The organism is Streptomyces sp. NPDC014894 (genome assembly GCF_043080985.1).
GTDB lineage: Bacteria > Actinomycetota > Actinomycetes > Streptomycetales > Streptomycetaceae > Streptomyces.
In genome coordinates, this window is the sequence record NZ_JBIBWD010000010.1 from 159,969 (window position 1) to 179,049 (window position 19,081).

The window sequence follows — 19,081 nt, forward strand, 5'->3', positions numbered from 1 at the left end:
GGGCCCCGAGGGCCCGGACCGGGAGCGGCGACCACCACATGAGCACCGACGGCAGGCTGACGCACATCGACGATGCGGGGGCGGCCCGTATGGTCGATGTCTCCGGGAAGGACGTCACCGCACGCACCGCGCGGGCCACCGGGCGGGTCCTGGTCTCGCCCCGGGTGGTGGAGCTGCTGCGCGGCGACGGAGTGCCCAAGGGGGACGCGCTCGCCACCGCCCGGATCGCCGGGATCATGGGCGCCAAGCGCACCCCCGAGCTGATCCCGCTCTGCCATCCGCTGGCGGTCTCCGGCGTCACGGTCGACCTCTCGGTCGCCGACGACGCCGTGGAGATCGCCGCCGTCGTGAAGACCTCCGACCGCACCGGGGTGGAGATGGAGGCGCTCACCGCCGTCACCGTCGCCGCGCTCACCGTCGTGGACATGGTGAAGGCCGTGGACAAGGCGGCCGTGATCACCGACGTCCGCGTCGAGGAGAAGACGGGCGGCAGGTCCGGCGGCTGGAGCCGGTCATGACCGCCGACCGCCGCGCGCTGGTGATCACCGCCTCCAACCGGGCCTCCGCGGGGCTCTACGAGGACCGGGGCGGCCCGATCCTGGCCCGGGGGCTCGCCGCCCTCGGCTTCGCCGTCGAGGGGCCGCAGATCGTCCCCGACGGCGATCCCGTCGAACACGCCCTGCGCGCGGGCGTGGCGGCGGCGTACGACGTGATCCTCACCACCGGCGGCACCGGGCTCTCGCCCACCGACCGCACCCCCGAGGCGACCTCGGCCGTGCTGGACCGCGAGATCCCCGGCATCCCCGAGGCGATCCGCGCCCACGGCCTGGCCAAGGTGCCCGCCGCCGCGCTCTCCCGGGGCCTGGCCGGCGTCGCGGGCCGCACCCTGATCGTCAATCTGCCCGGCTCGACCGGCGGGGTACGGGACGGACTCGCCGTCCTGGAGCCGCTGCTGCTCCACGCGGTCGACCAGATCCACGGCGGCGACCACCCGGCCCCGGCCGCCGACGCCCCGGCCGCCCGCCGCCCGGCCCCGGACGGCGGAGCCGCCCCCGCCGACGCCCCGGAGCCCGCCGAGGAGCTGCCAGGAGCCGCCGGGAGCCCGAGCTGAACGCGCCCTGGCCGGTGGTGCTGACCGACGGCGAGATCCTCCTCCGTCCGATAAAACTCCGCGACCAGCGCGCCTGGCGCGAGGTCAACCGCCGCAACCGCGACTGGCTGCGCCCCTGGGAGGCGACCGTCCCGCCGCCCGCCCCCGGCTCGCCCGTCGCGCAGCGGCCCACCTACCGCCAGATGGTCCGTCATCTGCGCGCCGAGGCCAACGCCGGCCGGATGCTGCCCTTCGTCATCGAGTACGAGGGCCGGCTGGTGGGCCAGCTGACCGTGGCCGGCATCACCTGGGGCTCGATGTGCTCGGGCCATGTCGGCTACTGGGTCGACCGGGAGGTGGCCGGCCGGGGCGTCATGCCCACGGCCGTCGCGCTCGCCGTGGACCACTGCTTCCGCTCGGTCGGACTGCACCGGATGGAGGTCTGCATCCGCCCGGAGAACGTCCCCAGCCGCCGGGTGGCGGAGAAGCTCGGCTTCCGCGAGGAGGGGCTGCGCCCCCGCTATCTCCACATCGACGGCGCGTGGCGGGACCATCTGGTCTTCGCGCTCACCGCCGAGGAGGTCCCGGAGGGACTGCTCCGCCGCTGGCAGCGGATCGCGCCCCGGGCCCAGGGGCCCGGCACCGTAAAATGAAATGTTTGTTCGATCGAGCGTGATTCTGGCCATACTCCGATCAGAACAATCAGAAAAAAAGTCAGTGATATCAGCGGGATCGTGCGACACACCGGGCCAATTGGCGGATCCTGCCGCCGGAATCCCTCTACGGTGTGACCGTGAGCAGCAGCGGCCTCATCTACGCAGTCATCGTCGGGGCCTGGGCCGCCTACCTGGTGCCGATGTGGCTCCGCAGGCAGGACGAGTTGAACGAGGCTCGTCCGACGGAACGCTTCTCCACCGCCATCCGGCTGCTGTCCGGACGCGGGGCGATGGAGCGCCGGTACGCCAAGGAGTTGCGCGAGCGCGCCGGGGAGCAGCCAGGACCCGACGTCGACCCGGACGCCGCCACGGACCGCCTGAGTACCGTGGACGTCCGGGCCTTCGCCGCGCCCCGGACCGATGTCCGGCCCGCGGGCGACCGTCCCCCGGTCCGCCCGCAGGTCCCGGCGCAGGCGTCCGTCCCGGCGCAGCAGAGCGGTCCCGAGCCCCGGCGCCGCCGTCCGCGCCCCGGCGGCGCGGCCGGTGAGCGGGCCCGGCGCGGCAAGGTGCTGGCCCGCCGCCGCCGTACGACCACGTTGCTCTTCGTGGCGTTCACCCTCGGCTCGGTCGTGGCGGCCGTCGGCGGTCTCGGATTCCTCTGGGCCCCCGCGCTGCCCGCCGTGCTGCTGAGCGTGTACATCGTGCATCTGCGGGGCCAGGAGCGCCGGCGCTTCGTGGTGGTGATGGACCGCCGCCGCGCGGAGCAGGCGGCCCAGCGGCTGCGCGAGAACCGCCCGCGCCGCCATCAGGACCCGGCGGCCGGGACCCCCGAGGCGTCCGGCGAGCCGGAGCCGCTCCCCGAGCCGCAGCCGGTGAAGCTCTCCCCGCAGGCCGCCGACCGCCGTGCGCTGGTCGAGCAGACGGACCACGCGGAGTGGGTCGACCAGCAGCGCGACCGGGGCCCCGCCTCGGGCGACAGCTGGGAGCCGGTGCCGGTGCCGCTGCCGACCTATGTCACCGCGCCGGTCGCCCCGCGCGCGACGGGCGGCGTGGACATGAACGACCCGGAGACCTGGAGTTCGGCCCGGTCCTCCACGGCCGACCCGTCCGGGGCGCAGCCGGAGTCCGCCGAGCCGCCCGCCCAGGGCCGCCGTACGCCGCCCCAGCGCCGCTCCTCCCGGGACCGGGGCCGCACCCCGCTGTTCGATCAGTACGCGGACGGCGACGACCGTCCGCGCGCCGCCAATGAGTGACGCGCTCCGCCGGCCCCGGCGGCTCTTGTGACCAGCGAAGGAACGGATTTCCAAGCACCCCGGAGGGGATGCTAGAGTTTCACTCGTTGCAAGGGCCTGTGGCGCAGTCTGGTAGCGCACCTCGTTCGCATCGAGGGGGTCTGGGGTTCAAATCCCCACAGGTCCACCCTGCAACGGTTCCCGGTAGCTCCGGGGATCGCTGACGAAATCCCGTCCGATCGTAGAGATCGGGCGGGATTCCGTCGTTTCAGGGGCTGTTCGTCCTGTGCCGTAGGGTGCTGTCCCGACGGGCCCCGGCCGGGGCCCGAACGGCGTCAGGCCAGCGGCTTGACGTAGCAGCGGCTGTTCTCGTACTCGCGGTAGTGGCCGAACTTCCTCTCGGCGGGGGCGTAGCCGGTCGAGGTGTAGAGCGCTATCGCCTCGGGCTGCTGATCGCCGGTCTCCAGCACCATCCGGGTGCGGCCCGCCGAGCGGGCGTCGTGCTCCAGCGCGGTGAGGATCCGGCGGGCGAGGCCGAGGCCGCGCGCCTCGGGGATCACGTACATGCGCTTCAGCTCGGCGTCGCCGTCCGCGTACCCCTCGGGGTTCTCGTCCAGGGCGCGCCAGCCGCCGGTCGCCACCGGATGGTCCTCGTCGTCGTAGGCGATGAGATACAGGCCACTCGGCGGAGCGAACATCGCCGGGGAGAGCGGGGTCTCGTCGCCCTCTCCGTCCCCGTACCGCTCGATGTATTCGAGCAGTACCTGGTCGTTGAGCTTGACGGCGTCGGGGTGGTCGAACGGGGTGGGTCGTACATCCATGCGGTCGATCGTACGGGTCGGCGAAATGCGGGCCTTCGCGTCGGTCGTGGGTATCGTGCCGGGATGCTCACCGTGACATCCGTGAATGTGAATGGTCTCCGCGCCGCCGCGAAGAAGGGCTTCGTGGAGTGGCTGGCCGGGACCGACGCCGATGTGATCTGTCTCCAGGAGGTGCGCGCCGAACCGGAGCAGCTGCCGGAGGGGGTGCGGCGGCCGGAGGGCTGGTTCACGGCGCACGCCCCGGCCGGGACGAAGGGGCGCGCGGGCGTCTCGCTCTACACCCGGCGCGAGCCCGACGAGGTGCGGGTCGGCTTCGGCTCGGCCGAGTTCGACGGCAGCGGGCGGTACATCGAGGCGGATCTGCCGGGCGTCACCGTCGCCAGCCTCTATCTGCCCTCCGGCGAGGTGGGCACCGAGCGCCAGGACGAGAAGATCCGGTTCATGGACGAGTTCCTGCCGTATCTGCGCGAGCTGACCGCGCGCTCGGCGGCGGCCGGCCGGGAGGTCGTGGTCTGCGGCGACTGGAACATCGCCCACCAGGAGGCCGATCTGAAGAACTGGCGCGGCAACAAGAAGAACTCCGGCTTCCTCCCCGAGGAGCGCGCCTGGTTCTCGCGCGTGGTCGGCGAGGCGGAGTACGTGGACGTCGTCCGGGCGCTCCACCCCGAGCAGGAGGGCCCCTACAGCTGGTGGTCCTACCGGGGGCGCGCCTTCGACAACGACACGGGCTGGCGCATCGACTACCAGATCGCCTCGCCGGGTCTCGCCGGGCGGGCGCTCAAGGCGACGGTCGAGCGGGCTGCGACGCACGCGGAGCGATGGAGCGACCACGCGCCGGTGACGGTGGTGTACGAGCAGCCGTAGCGCCGGGGGCCGGGGGGCTTCGGGGCCGCCGGGGCCGGGAGGGCCGGCGGGTCCCGGAGGTCCGGCGCGGGCTCGGCGGGGCAGGCAGGCGGCTCGGTGGATCCGGCCGGTCAGACAGGTTCGGCGGGTCCCGCCGGACCCGCCGGTGCGGGCGCTCCGGGCGCTTCGGGCGGGTCCCGGCGGAGGGCGCGGTCCAGGGCCATGGACAGCTCCGCGTCCACCACGCTTTTGGCCAGCGGGCGCAGCCGCTCGGCGGCCGTCCCCGGTCCGTGCTCGCCGACGACCGCCACGAACAGCTCGGCCAGCGCGTCCGCGTGGACCCGCACCCTGCGGCCCGCCTCCAGCACGGCCGAGAGCGGCACCCCCTCCCGTACCAGCGCGGCCGACACCTCCAGCAGCCGGCGGCTGATGTGCACGATCTCGTCGCCGTCCGTCGCGAGATAGCCCAGCTCCAGCGCGGTCGCCAGATTCTCCGGGGTGACCTCGCCCGCGAAGCGGTCCGCGAGCTGCTCGGGGGTGAGCCGGACCGGGGTCTCCTCGGTCGGCTCGCCCAGCCCCAGGCCCAGCGCCTCGCCCGCGTCCCGGCCGCTCTCGAACACCGCCGCCAGATCGGCGATGCCGTTCAGGGTGTGCCCGCGCTCCAGCAGCGCCGCGATGGTGCGCAGCCGGGCCAGATGGTGATCGTCGTACCAGGCGATACGGCCCTCGCGGCGGGGCGGCGGGAGCAGCCCGCGCTCGCGGTAGAAGCGCAGGGTGCGCACCGTGATGCCGGCCTCCCGGGCCAGCTCCTCCATGCGGTACTCGCGTCCTTCTGCCACGGGGGAAGCCTATGTTGTACCGCCAGTGACTTGGCGGGTCCTGCCTCTACCGCTCGGCGGTGCGGCTGCTCTACGCTCCGAACTGTGCCAGTGATCGCTGGCAAGGTTGTGGCGTTCAGTGGGAGGCGGCGTGAGCCGACGGAAGCAGGAGCACCGACAGCATGTACGAGTCGCGGTCATCGGATCCGGATTCGGCGGCCTCGGAGCCGCCGTCCGGCTCCGCCGCGAGGGGATCACCGACTTCGTCGTCCTGGAGCGCGCCGACTCCGTCGGCGGGACCTGGCGCGACAACAGCTACCCGGGGTGCGCCTGCGACGTGCCCTCGCACCTCTACTCGTTCTCCTTCGCCCCCAACCCCGACTGGCCCCGCACCTTCTCCGGCCAGCGCCACATACGCGCCTATCTGGAGCACGTCGCCGACGTCTTCGGGCTCCGCCCGCATCTGCGCCTGGGCCACGAGGTGCGGATGATGACCTGGGACGCCGACGCGCTGCGCTGGACGATCGAGACCGGCGCGGGCGACTACACGGCCGATGTCGTCGTCTCCGCCACCGGACCGCTCTCCGACCCGAGAATCCCCGAGATCCCGGGGCTCGCCTCCTTCCCCGGCAAGGTCTTCCACACCGCCCGCTGGGACCACGACTACGAGCTGCGCGGCAAGCGGATCGCGATGATCGGCACCGGGGCCTCCGCGATCCAGATCGTGCCCGCCATCCAGCCCCAGGCGGCCGAGCTGACCCTCTTCCAGCGGACCCCGCCGTGGGTGATGGCCCGGATGGACCGGCGGATCACCGGGGCCGAGCGCTGGCTGCACCGGCGGCTGCCCTTCACCGGATCGCTGCGGCGCGGCGCGCTCTGGGGCCTGCGCGAACTCCAGGTCTCCGCCTTCACCAAGCAGCCCGGGCGGCTCGGCCCGGTGGAGGCGCTGGCCAGGGCCAATCTCGCCAAGTCGATCAAGGACCCGGCGCTGCGGGCCGCGCTGACGCCCTCGTACCGCATCGGCTGCAAGCGGATCCTGCTCTCCAGCGACTACTACCCGGCGCTCGCCCGGCCCAATGTGAAGGTGGTGGCCTCCGGGCTCGCGGAGGTCCGCGGCTCGACGCTGGTCGCCGCCGACGGCACCGAGACCGAGGCCGACGCGATCGTCTTCGGCACCGGATTCCGGGTCACCGACATGCCGATCGCCGACCGGGTCGTCGGCGCGGACGGGATCACCCTCGCCGAGGCGTGGAAGGACGGGATGCGGTCGCTGCGCGGCGCGACCGCCGAGGGCTTCCCCAACTGGATGACGATCATCGGACCCAACACCGGCCTCGGGAACTCCTCGATGATCCTCATGATCGAGTCCCAGCTGAACTACATGGCCGACTATCTGCGCCAGCTCACCGTCCTCGGGGGCCGCACCGCGCTCACCCCCCGCCCGGCGGCCGTCGCCGCCTGGAACCACCGGGTGCAGGAGCGGATGAGGCGGACCGTGTGGAACACCGGCGGCTGCACCAGCTGGTACCTGGACGCGGCCGGGCGCAACACCACGGTCTGGCCGGGGACGACCGGCGAGTTCCGGCGGGTGACCCGGGAAGTGAATCTGGCGGAGTACGACGTCCTCCGCGCGCCCGCCGCCGCCGGGGCCGCCTCCGAGTCCGCTTCGACGCGGGAGGGCGCCGTATGAGCGGAGGCGGACTCGACGGACAGGTCGCGGTGGTCACCGGCGCGGCCCGGGGCGTGGGCGAACTCCTCGCCCGCAAGCTCTCCGCGCGCGGGGCCCGGGTGGCGCTGGTGGGCCTGGAGCCCGAGGAGCTGGAGCGGGTCTGCGGCCGGCTGCACTCCGAGAGCCACTGGTGGCCGGCCGATGTGACCGACCACGCGGCGATGGACCGGGTGGCGGCGGAGGTCAAGGAGCGATTCGGCAAGGTCGACATCGTCGTGGCCAACGCGGGGGTGGCGGCGGGCGGCCCGTTCGCCGACTCCGACCCGGCGGCCTGGCGGCGGGTGATCGAGGTCAATCTGATCGGGAGCGCCGTCACCGGACGCGCCTTTCTGCCCGTGCTGACCGAGAGCCGGGGCTACTTCCTCCAGATCGCCTCGCTCGCCGCGATCAGCCCCGCGCCGATGATGACCGCGTACTGCGCCTCGAAGTCCGGGGCCGAGGCCTTCGCGCACAGTCTGCGCGCCGAGGTCGCCCACCGGGGCGTACGGGTCGGTGTGGCGTATCTGTCCTGGACGGACACCGACATGGTCCGGGGGGCCGACCGCGACGAGGTGATGCGCGAGCTGCGCGCACGGCTGCCCTGGCCGGCCGGCCGCACCTATCCGCTCGGCCCGGCCGTCGACCGGATCGTGGCGGGGATCGAGCGCCGTTCGGCGCATGTGTACGCGCAGCGGTGGCTGCGCGGGACGCAGTCGGTGCGCGGGATCCTGCCGGCGCTGATCGCCGCGGTGGGCCGCCGGGAGATGGCCCGCTACGAGCCGCGTCTCAAGGCCGTGGACACCGGTCTGGTGGGCGCGGGCGGCGCGGCGGACGAGGCGTCCAGGGCGTCGTCCGGCTGACCCGGGGCCGGGGACGGGGACGGGGGACGGGCGGGCGGCGCGTGCGCCCGGCGCGCGGCTCTGTGTGGACCCGGCGCGTGCCCCGGCCCCTGCCCCGGCTCGCGTGCCCGGCTCGCGCACCCGGCGCGCGGCTCGGGCGGACGCGCGCCGGGTATCGCCCGCCTGCCGTCTCCCGCTGTCTCCCGCCCGCCGCCGCCCGTTCGCCGTCAGCGGGGCGGCAGTGCCGGCCGTCGCCGGTCCGGTACGCGGTCGTACCCCGGAGGGCTCGCCGCGGGCCGCTCGGCGAGCATCTCCAGCGCGAGGCGCACCGCGTCGTCCAGTCCCGCGTGGCGGCCCTCGGCCCAGTCGAGCGGGGTCCGCAGGGCGTACAGATCCGGCTCCACGCCGTGGTTCTCCACCGACCAGCCGTAGGCGTCGAACCAGGCCGCGTTCATCGGCACGGTGATCACCGTGCCGTCGCCCAGCCGGTGCCGCCCGGTCATCCCCACCACCCCGCCCCAGGTCCGGCACCCCACCACGGGCCCGAGCCCCAGCAGCTTGAACGCCGCCGTGATCATGTCGCCGTCGGACGAGGTCGCCTCGTCCGCCAGCGCGACGACCGGGCCGCGCGGCGCGTTGGAGGCGTACGAGACCGGCTGGGCGTCCCGGGTCAGGTCCCAGCCCAGGATCCGCCGGCTCAGCTTCTCCACCACCAGCTCGCTGATGTGCCCGCCCGCGTTGCCCCGGACGTCCACGATCAGCGCCGGGCGGTCCACCTCCAGCCGCAGATCCCGGTTGAACTGCGCCCAGCCGGAGCCGCCCAGGTCCGGGATGTGGAGATAGCCGCAGGCGCCGCCGCTCAGCTCCCGCACCACCGCGCGCCGTTTCGCCACCCAGTCCTGATAGCGCAGCGGGCGCTCGTCCACCAGCGGGACCACCGCGACCCGCCGCGAGCCGGGGCCGCCCTCGGCGGGCCGGAACGTCAGCTCGACCGTGGTGCCGCCCGCCGCCGACAGCATCGGGAAGGGACCCGCCACCGGGTCGACCGGGCGGCCGTCCACATGGGTGATCGCGGCGCCCTCGCGGATGCCCGCGCCCGCCAGCGGCGAGCGCGCCTTGGAGTCCGAGGACTCGCCCGGCAGGATCCTTCTCACCAGCCACTCCCCGTCCCGGCAGACCAGATTGGCGCCCAGCATGCCCATCGGCCGCTGGTAGTGCGGCGGGCCCTCGTTCCGGCGGGCCGGGGAGACATAGGCGTGCGAGGTGCCCAGCTCGCCCAGCACCTCCCGGAGCAGATCCGCGAACTCGTCGGGCGACGCCACCCGTTCCACCAGCGGCCGGTACTGGTCGAGCACCGCGTCCCAGTCGACGCCGCTCAGCCCCGGGTCCCAGAAGTAGGCCCGGATCAGCCGGCCCGCCTCGGCGTACGACTGACGCCACTCGGACGCCGGGTCCACCTCGTGCAGGATGCGCCGGAGATCGAGCAGGACCGTCGAGTCGCCGTCGCCGGGCTCGGTCGCCGGGACGGCGCTCAGCTCGTCCTCGTCGACGACCACCAGCCGGGTGCCGTCCCCGCTCACCGCGAACCAGTCCAGATGGGCGACGAGTTCGGTCCGGCTCGCCTTGGAGATGTCGAAGTGCTCCAGGGTGGGGCGGCCGGACATGTCCGCCGGATTGGCGAACGTCTCCCCGAGCGCGCCGGAGATCGGCCAGCGCAGCCAGACCAGCCCGCCGCCGCCGACCGGGCACATCGCCGAATACTTGGACGCCGCCACCGGGAACGGCGTCACCCGGCTCTCCAGGCCCTCGATCTCCACCATCACCGGCGGGGCCGCGCCCTCCTCGGGCGACGCGTCGGGCTCCTCCAGCGGATCGAGACCGCCCGCCGCGGGCCGCCCGTCCGGCGACAGCGCGAAGGGGGACGGGGTCGCCGACGACAGCGGTACGAGATAGGGGCGGCAGCCCAGCGGGAAGGACAGATCGCCGGTGTGGACGTCGTACACCGGGTCGAAGCCCCGCCAGGAGAGGAAGGCGAGATAGCGGCCGTCGCCGGTGAAGACCGGGTTCTCGTCCTCGAAGCGGCCGTCGGTGACGTCGACGGTGGTCCGGTCCGCGATCCGGGCCAGCTTGATCTGGCGCAGCGAGCGGCCGACGCCCGGCTGGGACCAGGCGAGCCAGGAGCCGTCGGGGGAGAAGGCGAGATCGCGGACCGGGCCGTTCGCCGAGCGGATCAGCTCGACCACCCGCCCGCCCGGGCCCCCCGCGCCTCCTGTCCCGCCGGTGTCTCCCGTATCTCCCGTATCTCCCGTGCCGTCCGCCGTCCCCTCCGCCGTCCCCTCCGCCGTGCCGTCCGCCGTGCCGTCCGCCGTGCCTTCCGGCGTGGCGTCCTCCTCGCGGGCGTCCAGCAGCAGCAGCCGTCCGTCGTGGGAGGCGGCGGCCAGCAGCTCGCCCTCCGGGTCCGAGACCAGCTCCTGCACCCGGCCCAGCAGCCCCGACGCCAGCCGCCGGGGCTCGCGGTCCCCGCTCGCCCGGGGCAGATAGGCGATCTCGACCGCGTCCTCGCCCTCCGCGTCCGTCACATACGCCACCTGCCCGCCCGTCCCGAGCATCACCGGCAGCCGCACCCGTACCCCCGGCGTGTCCGCGATGGTGCGCGCCGGGCCGTCGCGGTGGGTCAGCCAGTACAGGCTGCCGCGTACGGAGACGGCGCTCGCCCGGCCGGTGGTGTCCACGGAGACCGCGTCCACATGGCTCGCGGCCGGCACCTGGTAGGGGCGGCGGCCGGTCCGGGGGCCGCCGAGCCGCACCTCCAGCCTGCGCGGACGCGCGTTTGGGTCGGTCAGATCCTCGGCGGCCCACAGCTCGCCCGCGCACTGGTACACGACCCGCAGTCCGTCGGTGGAGGCATGACGGGCGTAGAACGCGTCATGGTCGGTATGACGTCTCAGATCGGTCCCGTCCGGCAGACACGAGTACAGATTGCCGACGCCCTCGTGGTCGGAGAGGAAGGCGATCCGGCCCGCGACGAACATCGGGCAGTCCAGATGCCCGTTCAGATCGGGCAGCAGCCGCCGCCCGTGCAGCCAGAGCCGCCCGGTCGCCCCGCCCCGGTACCGCTTCCAGGAGGCGGGCTCGTGCGGCGGCTTCCCGCTGAGCAGCAGGGTGCGCCGCTCCTCGCCCGCGTCGGTGACCGCGATGTCCGAGACCGGGCCCCAGGGCAGCTGTCCGCCGGGGGAGCCGTCGGTGGGGACGCTGTACGCCCAGGAGAAGTACGAGAAGGGCTGGCCGTGCGAGGAGACGGCGAGCACCTGGCCGTCCGGGGTCCAGCCGCAGACCCGGGTGTCGGACGAGCCCCAGTGGCTCAGCCGGTGGGCCGGCCCGCCCGCCGTCGGCACGAGATGGATCTCGGGATCCAGACTGCGCCAGTTCGTGTACGCGATCCGGCGGCCGTCGGGGGAGAAGCGGGGGTGTCCGACGCGGGTCCGGTCGACGGTCAGCCGCCAGGCCCGGCCCGGCCGGCGCCCCGCCGGGACCAGGGGCGCGACCCAGAGATCGTCCTCGGCGGCGAAGCACAGCAGATCGCCGTGGAGATGCGGGAAGCGGAGATAGGCCACGTCGTCGCTCACCCCCCAATGCTTTCCGCGCTCCGGGGACGCGGCAACTTCTGCGGCGGACGACGCCGCGGTCCCGCTTCCCCGCCTCTCCCCCCGCCCCTTCCCCGCCTCTTCCCCCGTACGGCCGTCCGGCGTGACCGAGGACACAAGCGAAACGTTGTCGTTTCGATGAGTGGTGCAGTAAATTCCTAAGTGTACGAAACCGTTTCGTTCGGTTGGTCGCCGATCGGTGGAGGGAGGCCCGTCATGACACGCAGTCCGGCACGCAGCAGGCTGACGCCGGAGCGCGAGGACGAGCTTTTCAGCGCCGTCCTCGATCTGCTGCGCGAAGTGGGGTACGACGCCCTCACGATGGACGCGGTCGCCACCCGCACCCGCTCCAGCAAGGCCACCCTCTACCGTCAGTGGGGCGGCAAGCCCGAGCTGGTGGCGAGGGCGCTGCGCCACATGTCGCCGCACGGCGACGGTGAGATCGACACGGGCTCGCTGCGCGGTGACTTCCACGCGATGGTGTGCCGGGGCGACGACGCCGAGATGGCGCGGGACACCGCGTTGCTGCGCGGGCTGTTCCAGGCCATCCACACCCATCCGGATCTCCACCGCGCGCTGCGGGAGCAGCTGGTCGAGCCCGATTCGGGTGAGTTGCAGACCGTGGTGCGGCGTGCGGTCGAGCGGGGGGAGATCCGTGAGGACAACCCCGCGAAGGAGTTTCTTCCGCACATGCTGCTCGGTGTGTTCTTCGCCCGGGAGGTGGTCGACATCCGGCCTCCCGACGTCGAGTTCCTCCGCCAGTACGTGGACGCCGTCGTCCTTCCGGCGCTGGAGGCCTGATGCGTACGCGTACACCCGGCCGTCGAGGCGTGGGCGGCTGCCCGCACTGTCGGCCCTGCCGCGCACCTGAGCCGTCCGTGACCCGCTGACCGACCTTCCGACCCGCCTTCCGACCCGCCTGAGACTTCAGGGCCCCTTCCCCAGCGGGCCCGCGGCTTCCCCCGAGCCCTTTTCGAACCCCGGCTCTCCCCACGAGCCTCCTCCCCACCCCGCTCAGCACCGCCCCCGCACCTGACGCGCGCCGCTCTCGTCCGTCGGGCCGACTCCCCATGTCCTGTTCGTCTTTCAATAACGGGAGTACGCCCTCGTGGCCACGTTCCTCTACAAGCTCGGCCGGCTCGCCTTCCGGCGCCGCCGGCTCGTCGCCCTGATATGGGTGGCGCTGCTGGTCCTCGCCGGTGTCGGCGCGTCCAGCGCGTCCACCCCCAAGGACCCGGGCTTCGCCCTCCCGGGCACCGAGTCCCAGCAGGCCTTCGACGTCCTGGAAGAGCGATTCCCGGGCGCGAGCGCCGACGGCGCCACCGCCAGGATCGTCTTCAAGGCCCCCGACGGCCAGAAGATGACCGACCCCGCCAACAAGGACCGGGTCAACAAGACCGTCGCCGAGCTGACGGGCGGCTCCGACCAGGTCGCCTCCGTCGTCGACCCGTACAGCGCCAAGGCCGTCTCCAAGGACGAGCTCACCGCGTACATCTCGGTGACCTACAAGGTCAGCACCATGGAGCTGACCGACGACACCCGTGAGGCGCTGACCAAGAGCGGCGAGAAGGCCCGCGACGGGGGGCTGACCGTCGAGATCGGCGGTGACGCCGCCATGGCGGAGGTGGACCCGTCCTCCTCCGAGATGATCGGCATCGCCATCGCGGCGATCGTGCTGGCCATCACCTTCGGCTCGCTGATCGCCGCCGGACTCCCGCTGCTCACCGCCATCATCGGCGTCGGCATCGGCATCTCCTCGATCACCGCGCTGGCCAATGTCTTCGATCTGGGCACCACCACCGGCACCCTGGCGATGATGATCGGCCTCGCGGTCGGCATCGACTACGCGCTCTTCATCGTCTCCCGCTACCGGGCGGAGCTGGCCGAGGGTCACAGCCGCGAGGAGGCGGCGGGCCGGGCGACCGGCACCGCGGGCTCCGCGGTGGTCTTCGCCGGTCTGACCGTGGTCATCGCCCTGGTCGGCCTGGCCGTCGTCAACATCCCGATGCTCAGCAAGATGGGCTTCGCCGCGGCGGGCACGGTCGTGATCGCCGTCATCATCGCGATCACCCTCATCCCGGCGCTGCTCGGCTTCGCGGGCGACAAGGTGCTCGGCCGCAAGGCGCGCAAGGCCGCGAAGGCGTCCGGCGCCGAGGGCCACGCCCAGGAGCCGGCGAAGGTCAACATGGGCACCCGCTGGGCCCGCTTCATCCTGCGCCGTCCGATCGCCGTGCTGCTCGTCGGCGTGGTCGGTCTCGGCGTCGCCGCGATCCCGGTGGGCTCGCTCCAGCTGGGTCTGCCCGACGAGGGCTCCTCGGCCCCGTCCTCCAGCCCGCGCAAGGCGTACGACCTGCTGTCCGACGGTTTCGGCCCCGGCTTCAACGGTCCGCTGACCCTGGTGGTCGACGCCAAGGAGAGCAAGAACCCCCAGGCCGCCGTCGACGAGGTCGCCGAGCGGATCGGCGAGCTGGACGGCGTGGCCGTGGTCGTGCCCGCCCCGCTGAACGAGGCCCGCAACACCGGCATCGTCACCGTGGTCCCCAAGGACCGCCCCTCCTCGGTGAAGACCGAGAACCTGGTCCATGACATCCGTGACTCCGGCAAGGACATCGCCTCCGACACCGGTGCGAAGGTGCTGGTCACCGGCACCACGGCGCTGAACATCGACTTCTCGCAGAAGATGAACGACGCGCTGGTGCCCTATCTGGCGCTGGTCGTCGGCCTCGCCTTCCTGCTGCTGGTGCTGGTCTTCCGCTCCATCCTGGTGCCGCTGAAGGCGGCCCTCGGCTTCCTGCTCTCCGTCCTCGCGGCGCTGGGCGCGGTCGTCGCGGTCTTCCAGTGGGGCTGGCTCGGCGAGCTGTTCAATGTGGAGCAGCCCGGTCCGATCATGTCGATGATGCCGATCTTCATGGTGGGCGTGGTCTTCGGTCTGGCGATGGACTACGAGGTCTTCCTCGTCACCCGGATGCGCGAGGCGTATGTCCACGGCGAGCGGCCGGGCGAGGCCGTCGTGACCGGCTTCAAGCACGGCGCGCGGGTCGTCACCGCCGCCGCGGTGATCATGGTGGGCGTCTTCGCGGGCTTCATCGGCTCCGGGGAGCAGATGGTCACGATGATCGGCTTCGGTCTGGCGATCGCGGTGATCTTCGACGCCTTCGTGGTCCGGATGGCCATCGTGCCCGCGGTGCTGGCGCTCCTCGGGCACAAGGCCTGGTGGCTGCCGCGCTGGCTGGACCGGGCGCTGCCCAATGTGGACGTGGAGGGTGAGCAGCTCCAGAAGCAGCTGGCCCACGCGCCCGAGGACCCGGACGGCGACCGTCAGCTCGCCCGTGTCTGATTGCGCCGAACGGGTGCGCGCCCGGGGCGGGAGACCGCCCGGGCGCTGACCCGGCGCGCACGGCCGGTGGCCGCACTCCCTGCCCGGGGGTGCGGCCACCGGCCGTTCGGCGCGCTCTTCTCAGCCCGCGGGGGCCGCCGGTGCGGCGGGGGCGGCGGGGGCCGCCGGCGCCGGGGCGGTCGCGGCCGCCGCGTAGGTGTGGCGCAGGAACCGGCTGAGCGCCTTGGCGTCGAACTGCACCACCGAGACCCCGTCGGCCGTGTGGTACTCGACCACGGCCTGTACCCGGCCGCACGGCCAGACCTCCACATTCCCGCTGCGGACCGGGGCGCGCAGCCCCGTCTCCAGCACCTCGCGGGGGAAGGTCCACTCGCGGGGCACGTCCTGCCCGCCGGGGAAGGAGAACCGCACCGAGCGGGGATCCTCGGCCGGTTCGTAGCTGAGTGCGACGCGTACGGGACGCTCCTGGGGAGCGTCGGTGACTATCCGGCCCCAGGCAAGATCTTCGACGGCGGCGGCGGACATCGGACGCTCCTCACACTCGTCTTATTTGTCCTCTAATGTCCCATATTTCATGGGAGGGATCGATTCCATATCGCGCATGACCCCTTTCTGTGACCGGTCCGCTCTTGCGAGCGATGTGCAACAGGCCCACTATCGTCGGGCGGCCAACAGTCGAACAGTGGTCGTCTGTCCGATACGGAGCGTGCCATGCATGTGCCTGACGGATTCATCGACGCACCCGTGTCCCTCGCGGCCGGGGCCGTGGCCGCCGCGGCCGTCGCGATCAGCCTCAAGGGCGCCCGCCGCGAACTGGGCCCGGCCCCCGGCGTCATCGGCCGGGCCGCCGAGCGCACCGCCCCGCTCGCCGGACTCGTCGCCGCGTTCGTCTTCGCCGTACAGATGCTGAACTTCCCCGTCGCCGCGGGCACCAGCGGACATCTGCTGGGCGGCGCGCTCGCCGCGATCCTCGTCGGACCCTTCGCCGGGGTGCTCTGCGTCTCCGTCGTCCTGCTCGTCCAGGGACTGCTCTTCGCCGACGGCGGTCTCACCGCCCTCGGCGTCAATGTCGTGATCATGGGCGTGGTCACCGTCGTGACCGCGTACGCCGTCTTCCGCGCGCTGCTCGCCGTGCTGCCGCGCGCCCGGCGCTCGGTGACCGCCGCCGCCTTCGCCGCCGCCCTGGTCTCCGTACCGGCGTCCGCCGCCGCCTTCACCCTGCTCCACGCCGTCGGCGGCACCACCGAGGTGCCGTTCCGCACCGTCCTCGCCGCGATGGTCGGCGTCCATGTGCTCATCGGCGTGGGGGAGGCGGTGATCACCATGCTCACCGTCGGCGCGGTGCTCGCGGTGCGCCCCGACCTCGTGCACGGGGCCCGGGGGCTCGCGCCCGCGCTCAAACTCCGTGTCGACGGCCGCCTGATCGACGCCCCGCCGCCCCCGCCCGCCGATCCGCCGCCCGCCTCCCCGCCGCCTCCGGCCCCGCCCGCCGAGCCGTCACCCGCGCCCCAGACACCCCGCTCCCCGCGCCGGATCTGGCTCGCGGGCCTGGCCGCCGCGCTCGTCCTCGCCGGAGGCGTCTCCTTCTACGCCTCCGCCAGCCCCGACGGCCTGGAGAAGGTCGCCGCCGACCAGGGCATGGACGAACGGGTCCGCGATCACGCCGCCGCCGACTCGCCGCTCGCCGACTACGGCTTCGGGGACCTCGCCGACGCCCGGCTCTCCGTCGGCCTCGCGGGCGTCGCCGGCGTCGGCGCGACCGTCGCCGTGGGCACCGGGCTCTTCCACCTCACCGTCCGCCGACGCCGCCGGGGCCGACACGCCGGCGCCGGCCGCGCGCCGAACGCCTCCTGACATGGGCGGCGGCCACCCCGTCCTGCACCGGCCCGGCGACTCGCCGGTCCACACCCTGCCCGCGCACTGCAAACTTCTCGCCGTCCTCTGCTTCGCTCTCGTCGTCGCCGCCACCCCGCGCACCGCGGTCTGGGCCTTCGGCCTGTACGCGCTGCTGCTCGCCGCCGTCGCCGCCCTGGCCCGGATCCCGGCCGGCTTTCTGCTGCGGCGGCTCCTCATCGAGATCCCCTTCGTCGCCTTCGCGCTGCTCCTGCCGTTCGTCGTCCCCGGCGAACGGACCGCCGTCCTCGGGCTCTCCCTCAGCCTCCCCGGGCTCTGGGGGGCCTGGAACGTCCTGGCCAAGGGCACCCTCGGCGTCGCCGCCTCCCTCCTCCTCGCCGCCACCACCGATCTGCGCGCCCTGCTCCTCGGCCTCCAGCGGCTGCGACTGCCCCAGCCCATGGTGCAGATCGCCTCCTTCATGATCCGTTACGGCGATGTGGTCGCCGGGGAGCTGCGCCGGATGTCGATCGCCCGCAGATCACGCGGGTTCGGGGCCCGGGGGATACGGCAGTGGGGCGTCCTCGCCAAGTCGGCGGGCGCGCTCTTCATCCGCTCCTACGAACGCGGGGAGCGGGTCCATCTCGCCATGGTGAGCCGGGGATACACCGGCGTCCTCCCGCTGATCGACGACTCGGGCGCGACCCGCGCCCAGTGGGCGGCGGCGGCCGCCCTGCCGACCGCCGCGCTCACCGTCTGTCTGCTGGGGTGGACGCTGTGACCGCCCGCGCGCCGCTCTCCCCGGGGCCCCCGGGCGGGGGACGGACGGCCCCGTCGCTGGAGGTCCGGGGCCTCGCCTACGCCTATCCCGACGGCCACCAGGCCCTCTTCGGGGTCGATCTGACCGTCGCCCGGGGCGAACGCGTCGCCCTGCTCGGCCCCAACGGCGCGGGCAAGACCACCCTCGTCCTCCATCTCAACGGCATCCTGACCGGCGGGGCCGGGACCGTCGCCGTCGCGGGCCTCCCGGTCGCCGAGGAGAACCTCGCGGAGATCAGACGCGCCGTCGGCATCGTCTTCCAGGACCCGGACGACCAGCTCTTCATGCCCACCGTCCGCGAGGACGTCGCCTTCGGCCCCGCCGCCGCCGGGGTGCGCGGGGCGGCCCTCCGCTCCCGGGTGGACCGCGCCCTCGAACGCGTCGGCATGGCCGAGTACGCCGAACGGCCGCCGCACCACCTCTCCTTCGGCCAGCGCCGCCGGGTCGCCGTCGCCACCGTCCTCGTCATGGACCCGGAGATCCTCGTCCTCGACGAGCCCTCCTCCAACCTCGACCCGGCCGCCCGCCGCGAACTCGCCGACCTGGTCCGGGAACTGGACGTCACCCTGCTGATGGTCACCCACGACCTGCCCTACGCCCTGGAGCTGTGCCCCCGGTCCGTCGTCCTCGGCGAAGGAGTCATCGCCGCCGACGGCCCCACCGCCGCGCTCCTCTCCGACACCCGCCTCCTCCGCGCCCACCGCCTCGAACTCCCCTACGGCTTCGACCCGGGCTCGGTCCCGGCCGCCCCGGGCCGTCGGACCTGATCCGGCCTGATCCAAAAGAAAGACCCTAGCGCAGCTCGCCCTCCAGCAGACCCATGGCGAACTGGTCGTACCAGCGGCCGTCGCGGCGGAAGACCGAGCGCAGCCGGCCCTCTTCCACGAAGCCGACCTTCTCGTAGACCCGGCGTGCCGCGTGGTTCTCGGTGACGACGGTGAGGGAGATCTTGTGCAGACGCATGTCCTCGAAGCCGTAACGGCAGGCGCGGCGCATCGCGTCGGTGGCGAAGCCGCGCCCCCAGTACTCCTTCTCGCCGAGGTAGACGTCCAGATCGGCGCAGCCGGTCTCCGGCTCGGCGTCGCGCAGCCGGATCAGGCCGATGAGCCGGGCGTCCTCGGTCGCCTCGATGCCGAGGAGGACGTCGCCGTAGGCGTTGCGGGGCCTTTCCTCCAGGGACGCGCGGGTCCGGGCCAGGGACTGGGGGTGGCCGTCGTCCATCCAGCGCATGACCTCGGGGTCGTGGTTCCACCGCCACAGCGCCTCGGCGTCCGACGGCTCCAGGGCGCGCAGCCCCACCAGCTCTCCCCGCATCATGATCTTCCCCCGCGAACCCGTTCCGACAGCAGCCCGGAAGTAGTAGCACGGGCGATCTTGCCCGCTCAAACGCATTTCCGGACCGCCGCTTCCCGCCCCGGAAGAGAGCGCCGATCCCCGTCG

Annotated in this window: 17 protein-coding genes and 1 tRNA gene; 13 read left to right on the top strand and 5 right to left on the bottom strand. The window is 73.3% G+C overall.

The genetic code is table 11. The features are described 5' to 3' along the window. The first annotated feature begins 38 nt into the window (after nucleotides 1–38). The 5 genes from moaC to ACF089_RS24355 all read left to right on the top strand — a co-directional run bounded on the left by moaC (nucleotide 39) and on the right by ACF089_RS24355 (nucleotide 3,165). A complete protein-coding gene (gene moaC, locus ACF089_RS24335; protein ID WP_392030137.1) occupies nucleotides 39–518 on the top strand; it encodes a cyclic pyranopterin monophosphate synthase MoaC in 480 nt (159 codons plus the stop codon). Next, on the top strand, nucleotides 515–1,111 hold the full coding sequence (locus tag ACF089_RS24340; RefSeq protein WP_392030140.1) for a molybdenum cofactor biosynthesis protein B: 597 nt from the start codon (nucleotides 515–517) through the stop codon (nucleotides 1,109–1,111). Before moaC ends, ACF089_RS24340 begins: the two co-directional genes overlap by 4 nt. A 14-nt stretch (nucleotides 1,112–1,125) precedes the next feature. Continuing rightward, on the top strand, nucleotides 1,126–1,743 hold the full coding sequence (locus ACF089_RS24345; protein ID WP_392030142.1) for a GNAT family N-acetyltransferase: 618 nt from the start codon (nucleotides 1,126–1,128) through the stop codon (nucleotides 1,741–1,743). A 140-nt stretch (nucleotides 1,744–1,883) separates the two neighbouring features. Beyond that, nucleotides 1,884–2,999, top strand: a complete 1,116-nt coding sequence (glpR, locus tag ACF089_RS24350) for a gephyrin-like molybdotransferase receptor GlpR (protein WP_392030145.1) — start codon at nucleotides 1,884–1,886, stop codon at nucleotides 2,997–2,999. A 92-nt stretch (nucleotides 3,000–3,091) separates the two neighbouring features. Beyond that, a tRNA-Ala gene (locus ACF089_RS24355) sits at nucleotides 3,092–3,165 on the top strand. Nucleotides 3,166–3,313: 148 nt separating this feature from the next. Here the strand turns inward: ACF089_RS24355 and ACF089_RS24360 are convergent. Next, on the bottom strand, nucleotides 3,314–3,799 hold the full coding sequence (locus tag ACF089_RS24360; protein ID WP_392030148.1) for a GNAT family N-acetyltransferase: 486 nt from the start codon (nucleotides 3,797–3,799) through the stop codon (nucleotides 3,314–3,316). A 63-nt stretch (nucleotides 3,800–3,862) separates the two neighbouring features. Here ACF089_RS24360 and ACF089_RS24365 point away from each other — a divergent pair, with 63 nt between their 5' ends. Beyond that, nucleotides 3,863–4,663: an exodeoxyribonuclease III gene (locus tag ACF089_RS24365; protein ID WP_392030151.1), complete on the top strand. Its 801-nt coding sequence runs from the start codon at nucleotides 3,863–3,865 to the stop codon at nucleotides 4,661–4,663. A gap of 110 nt (nucleotides 4,664–4,773) precedes the next feature. Here the strand turns inward: ACF089_RS24365 and ACF089_RS24370 are convergent, their stop codons facing one another. After that, nucleotides 4,774–5,457 (bottom strand): MerR family transcriptional regulator, encoded by a 684-nt coding sequence (locus ACF089_RS24370; protein ID WP_392030577.1) that lies wholly within the window; start codon nucleotides 5,455–5,457, stop codon nucleotides 4,774–4,776. A 154-nt stretch (nucleotides 5,458–5,611) separates the two neighbouring features. On the opposite strand from ACF089_RS24370, the gene ACF089_RS24375 reads away from it, so the two are divergent. Next, nucleotides 5,612–7,150, top strand: a complete 1,539-nt coding sequence (locus ACF089_RS24375; protein WP_392030154.1) for a flavin-containing monooxygenase — start codon at nucleotides 5,612–5,614, stop codon at nucleotides 7,148–7,150. Further along, nucleotides 7,147–8,028 carry an SDR family oxidoreductase gene (locus ACF089_RS24380; protein ID WP_392030157.1) on the top strand — a complete coding sequence of 294 codons (882 nt, stop codon included), beginning with the start codon at nucleotides 7,147–7,149 and terminating at the stop codon, nucleotides 8,026–8,028. Before ACF089_RS24375 ends, ACF089_RS24380 begins: the two co-directional genes overlap by 4 nt. Nucleotides 8,029–8,234: 206 nt before the next feature. Here the strand turns inward: ACF089_RS24380 and ACF089_RS24385 are convergent, their stop codons facing one another. Beyond that, complete coding sequence (locus tag ACF089_RS24385; RefSeq protein ID WP_392030160.1) at nucleotides 8,235–11,633, bottom strand: S41 family peptidase; 3,399 nt, start codon at nucleotides 11,631–11,633, stop codon at nucleotides 8,235–8,237. Nucleotides 11,634–11,867: 234 nt separating this feature from the next. On the opposite strand from ACF089_RS24385, the gene ACF089_RS24390 reads away from it, so the two are divergent. Next, nucleotides 11,868–12,452 (top strand): TetR/AcrR family transcriptional regulator, encoded by a 585-nt coding sequence (locus ACF089_RS24390; protein ID WP_392030163.1) that lies wholly within the window; start codon nucleotides 11,868–11,870, stop codon nucleotides 12,450–12,452. A 307-nt stretch (nucleotides 12,453–12,759) separates the two neighbouring features. Continuing rightward, the gene (locus ACF089_RS24395; RefSeq protein WP_392030166.1) at nucleotides 12,760–14,988 is read left to right on the top strand and encodes an MMPL family transporter; all 2,229 of its coding nucleotides are present in this window, start codon (nucleotides 12,760–12,762) and stop codon (nucleotides 14,986–14,988) included. Nucleotides 14,989–15,108: 120 nt separating this feature from the next. Here ACF089_RS24395 and ACF089_RS24400 read toward each other — a convergent pair whose 3' ends face one another. Then, a complete protein-coding gene (locus tag ACF089_RS24400; protein ID WP_392030169.1) occupies nucleotides 15,109–15,513 on the bottom strand; it encodes an SsgA family sporulation/cell division regulator in 405 nt (134 codons plus the stop codon). Nucleotides 15,514–15,699: 186 nt separating this feature from the next. Here ACF089_RS24400 and ACF089_RS24405 point away from each other — a divergent pair, with 186 nt between their 5' ends. From ACF089_RS24405 to ACF089_RS24415, 3 genes are read left to right on the top strand one after another with little or no spacing between them, the layout of a single operon-like run. Continuing rightward, nucleotides 15,700–16,842: an energy-coupling factor ABC transporter permease gene (locus ACF089_RS24405; protein ID WP_392030172.1), complete on the top strand. Its 1,143-nt coding sequence runs from the start codon at nucleotides 15,700–15,702 to the stop codon at nucleotides 16,840–16,842. A 1-nt stretch (nucleotide 16,843) separates the two neighbouring features. Further along, nucleotides 16,844–17,602 (top strand): cobalt ECF transporter T component CbiQ, encoded by a 759-nt coding sequence (cbiQ, locus tag ACF089_RS24410; RefSeq protein WP_392030175.1) that lies wholly within the window; start codon nucleotides 16,844–16,846, stop codon nucleotides 17,600–17,602. Further along, entirely contained in the window at nucleotides 17,599–18,408 is an 810-nt protein-coding gene (locus tag ACF089_RS24415; protein ID WP_392030580.1) for an energy-coupling factor ABC transporter ATP-binding protein, read from the top strand. Before cbiQ ends, ACF089_RS24415 begins: the two co-directional genes overlap by 4 nt. Before the next feature lie 25 nt (nucleotides 18,409–18,433). On the opposite strand, the gene ACF089_RS24420 is transcribed toward ACF089_RS24415, so the two are convergent. Then, the gene (locus ACF089_RS24420; RefSeq protein WP_392030178.1) at nucleotides 18,434–18,958 is read right to left on the bottom strand and encodes a GNAT family N-acetyltransferase; all 525 of its coding nucleotides are present in this window, start codon (nucleotides 18,956–18,958) and stop codon (nucleotides 18,434–18,436) included. Nucleotides 18,959–19,081: the final 123 nt, after the last annotated feature.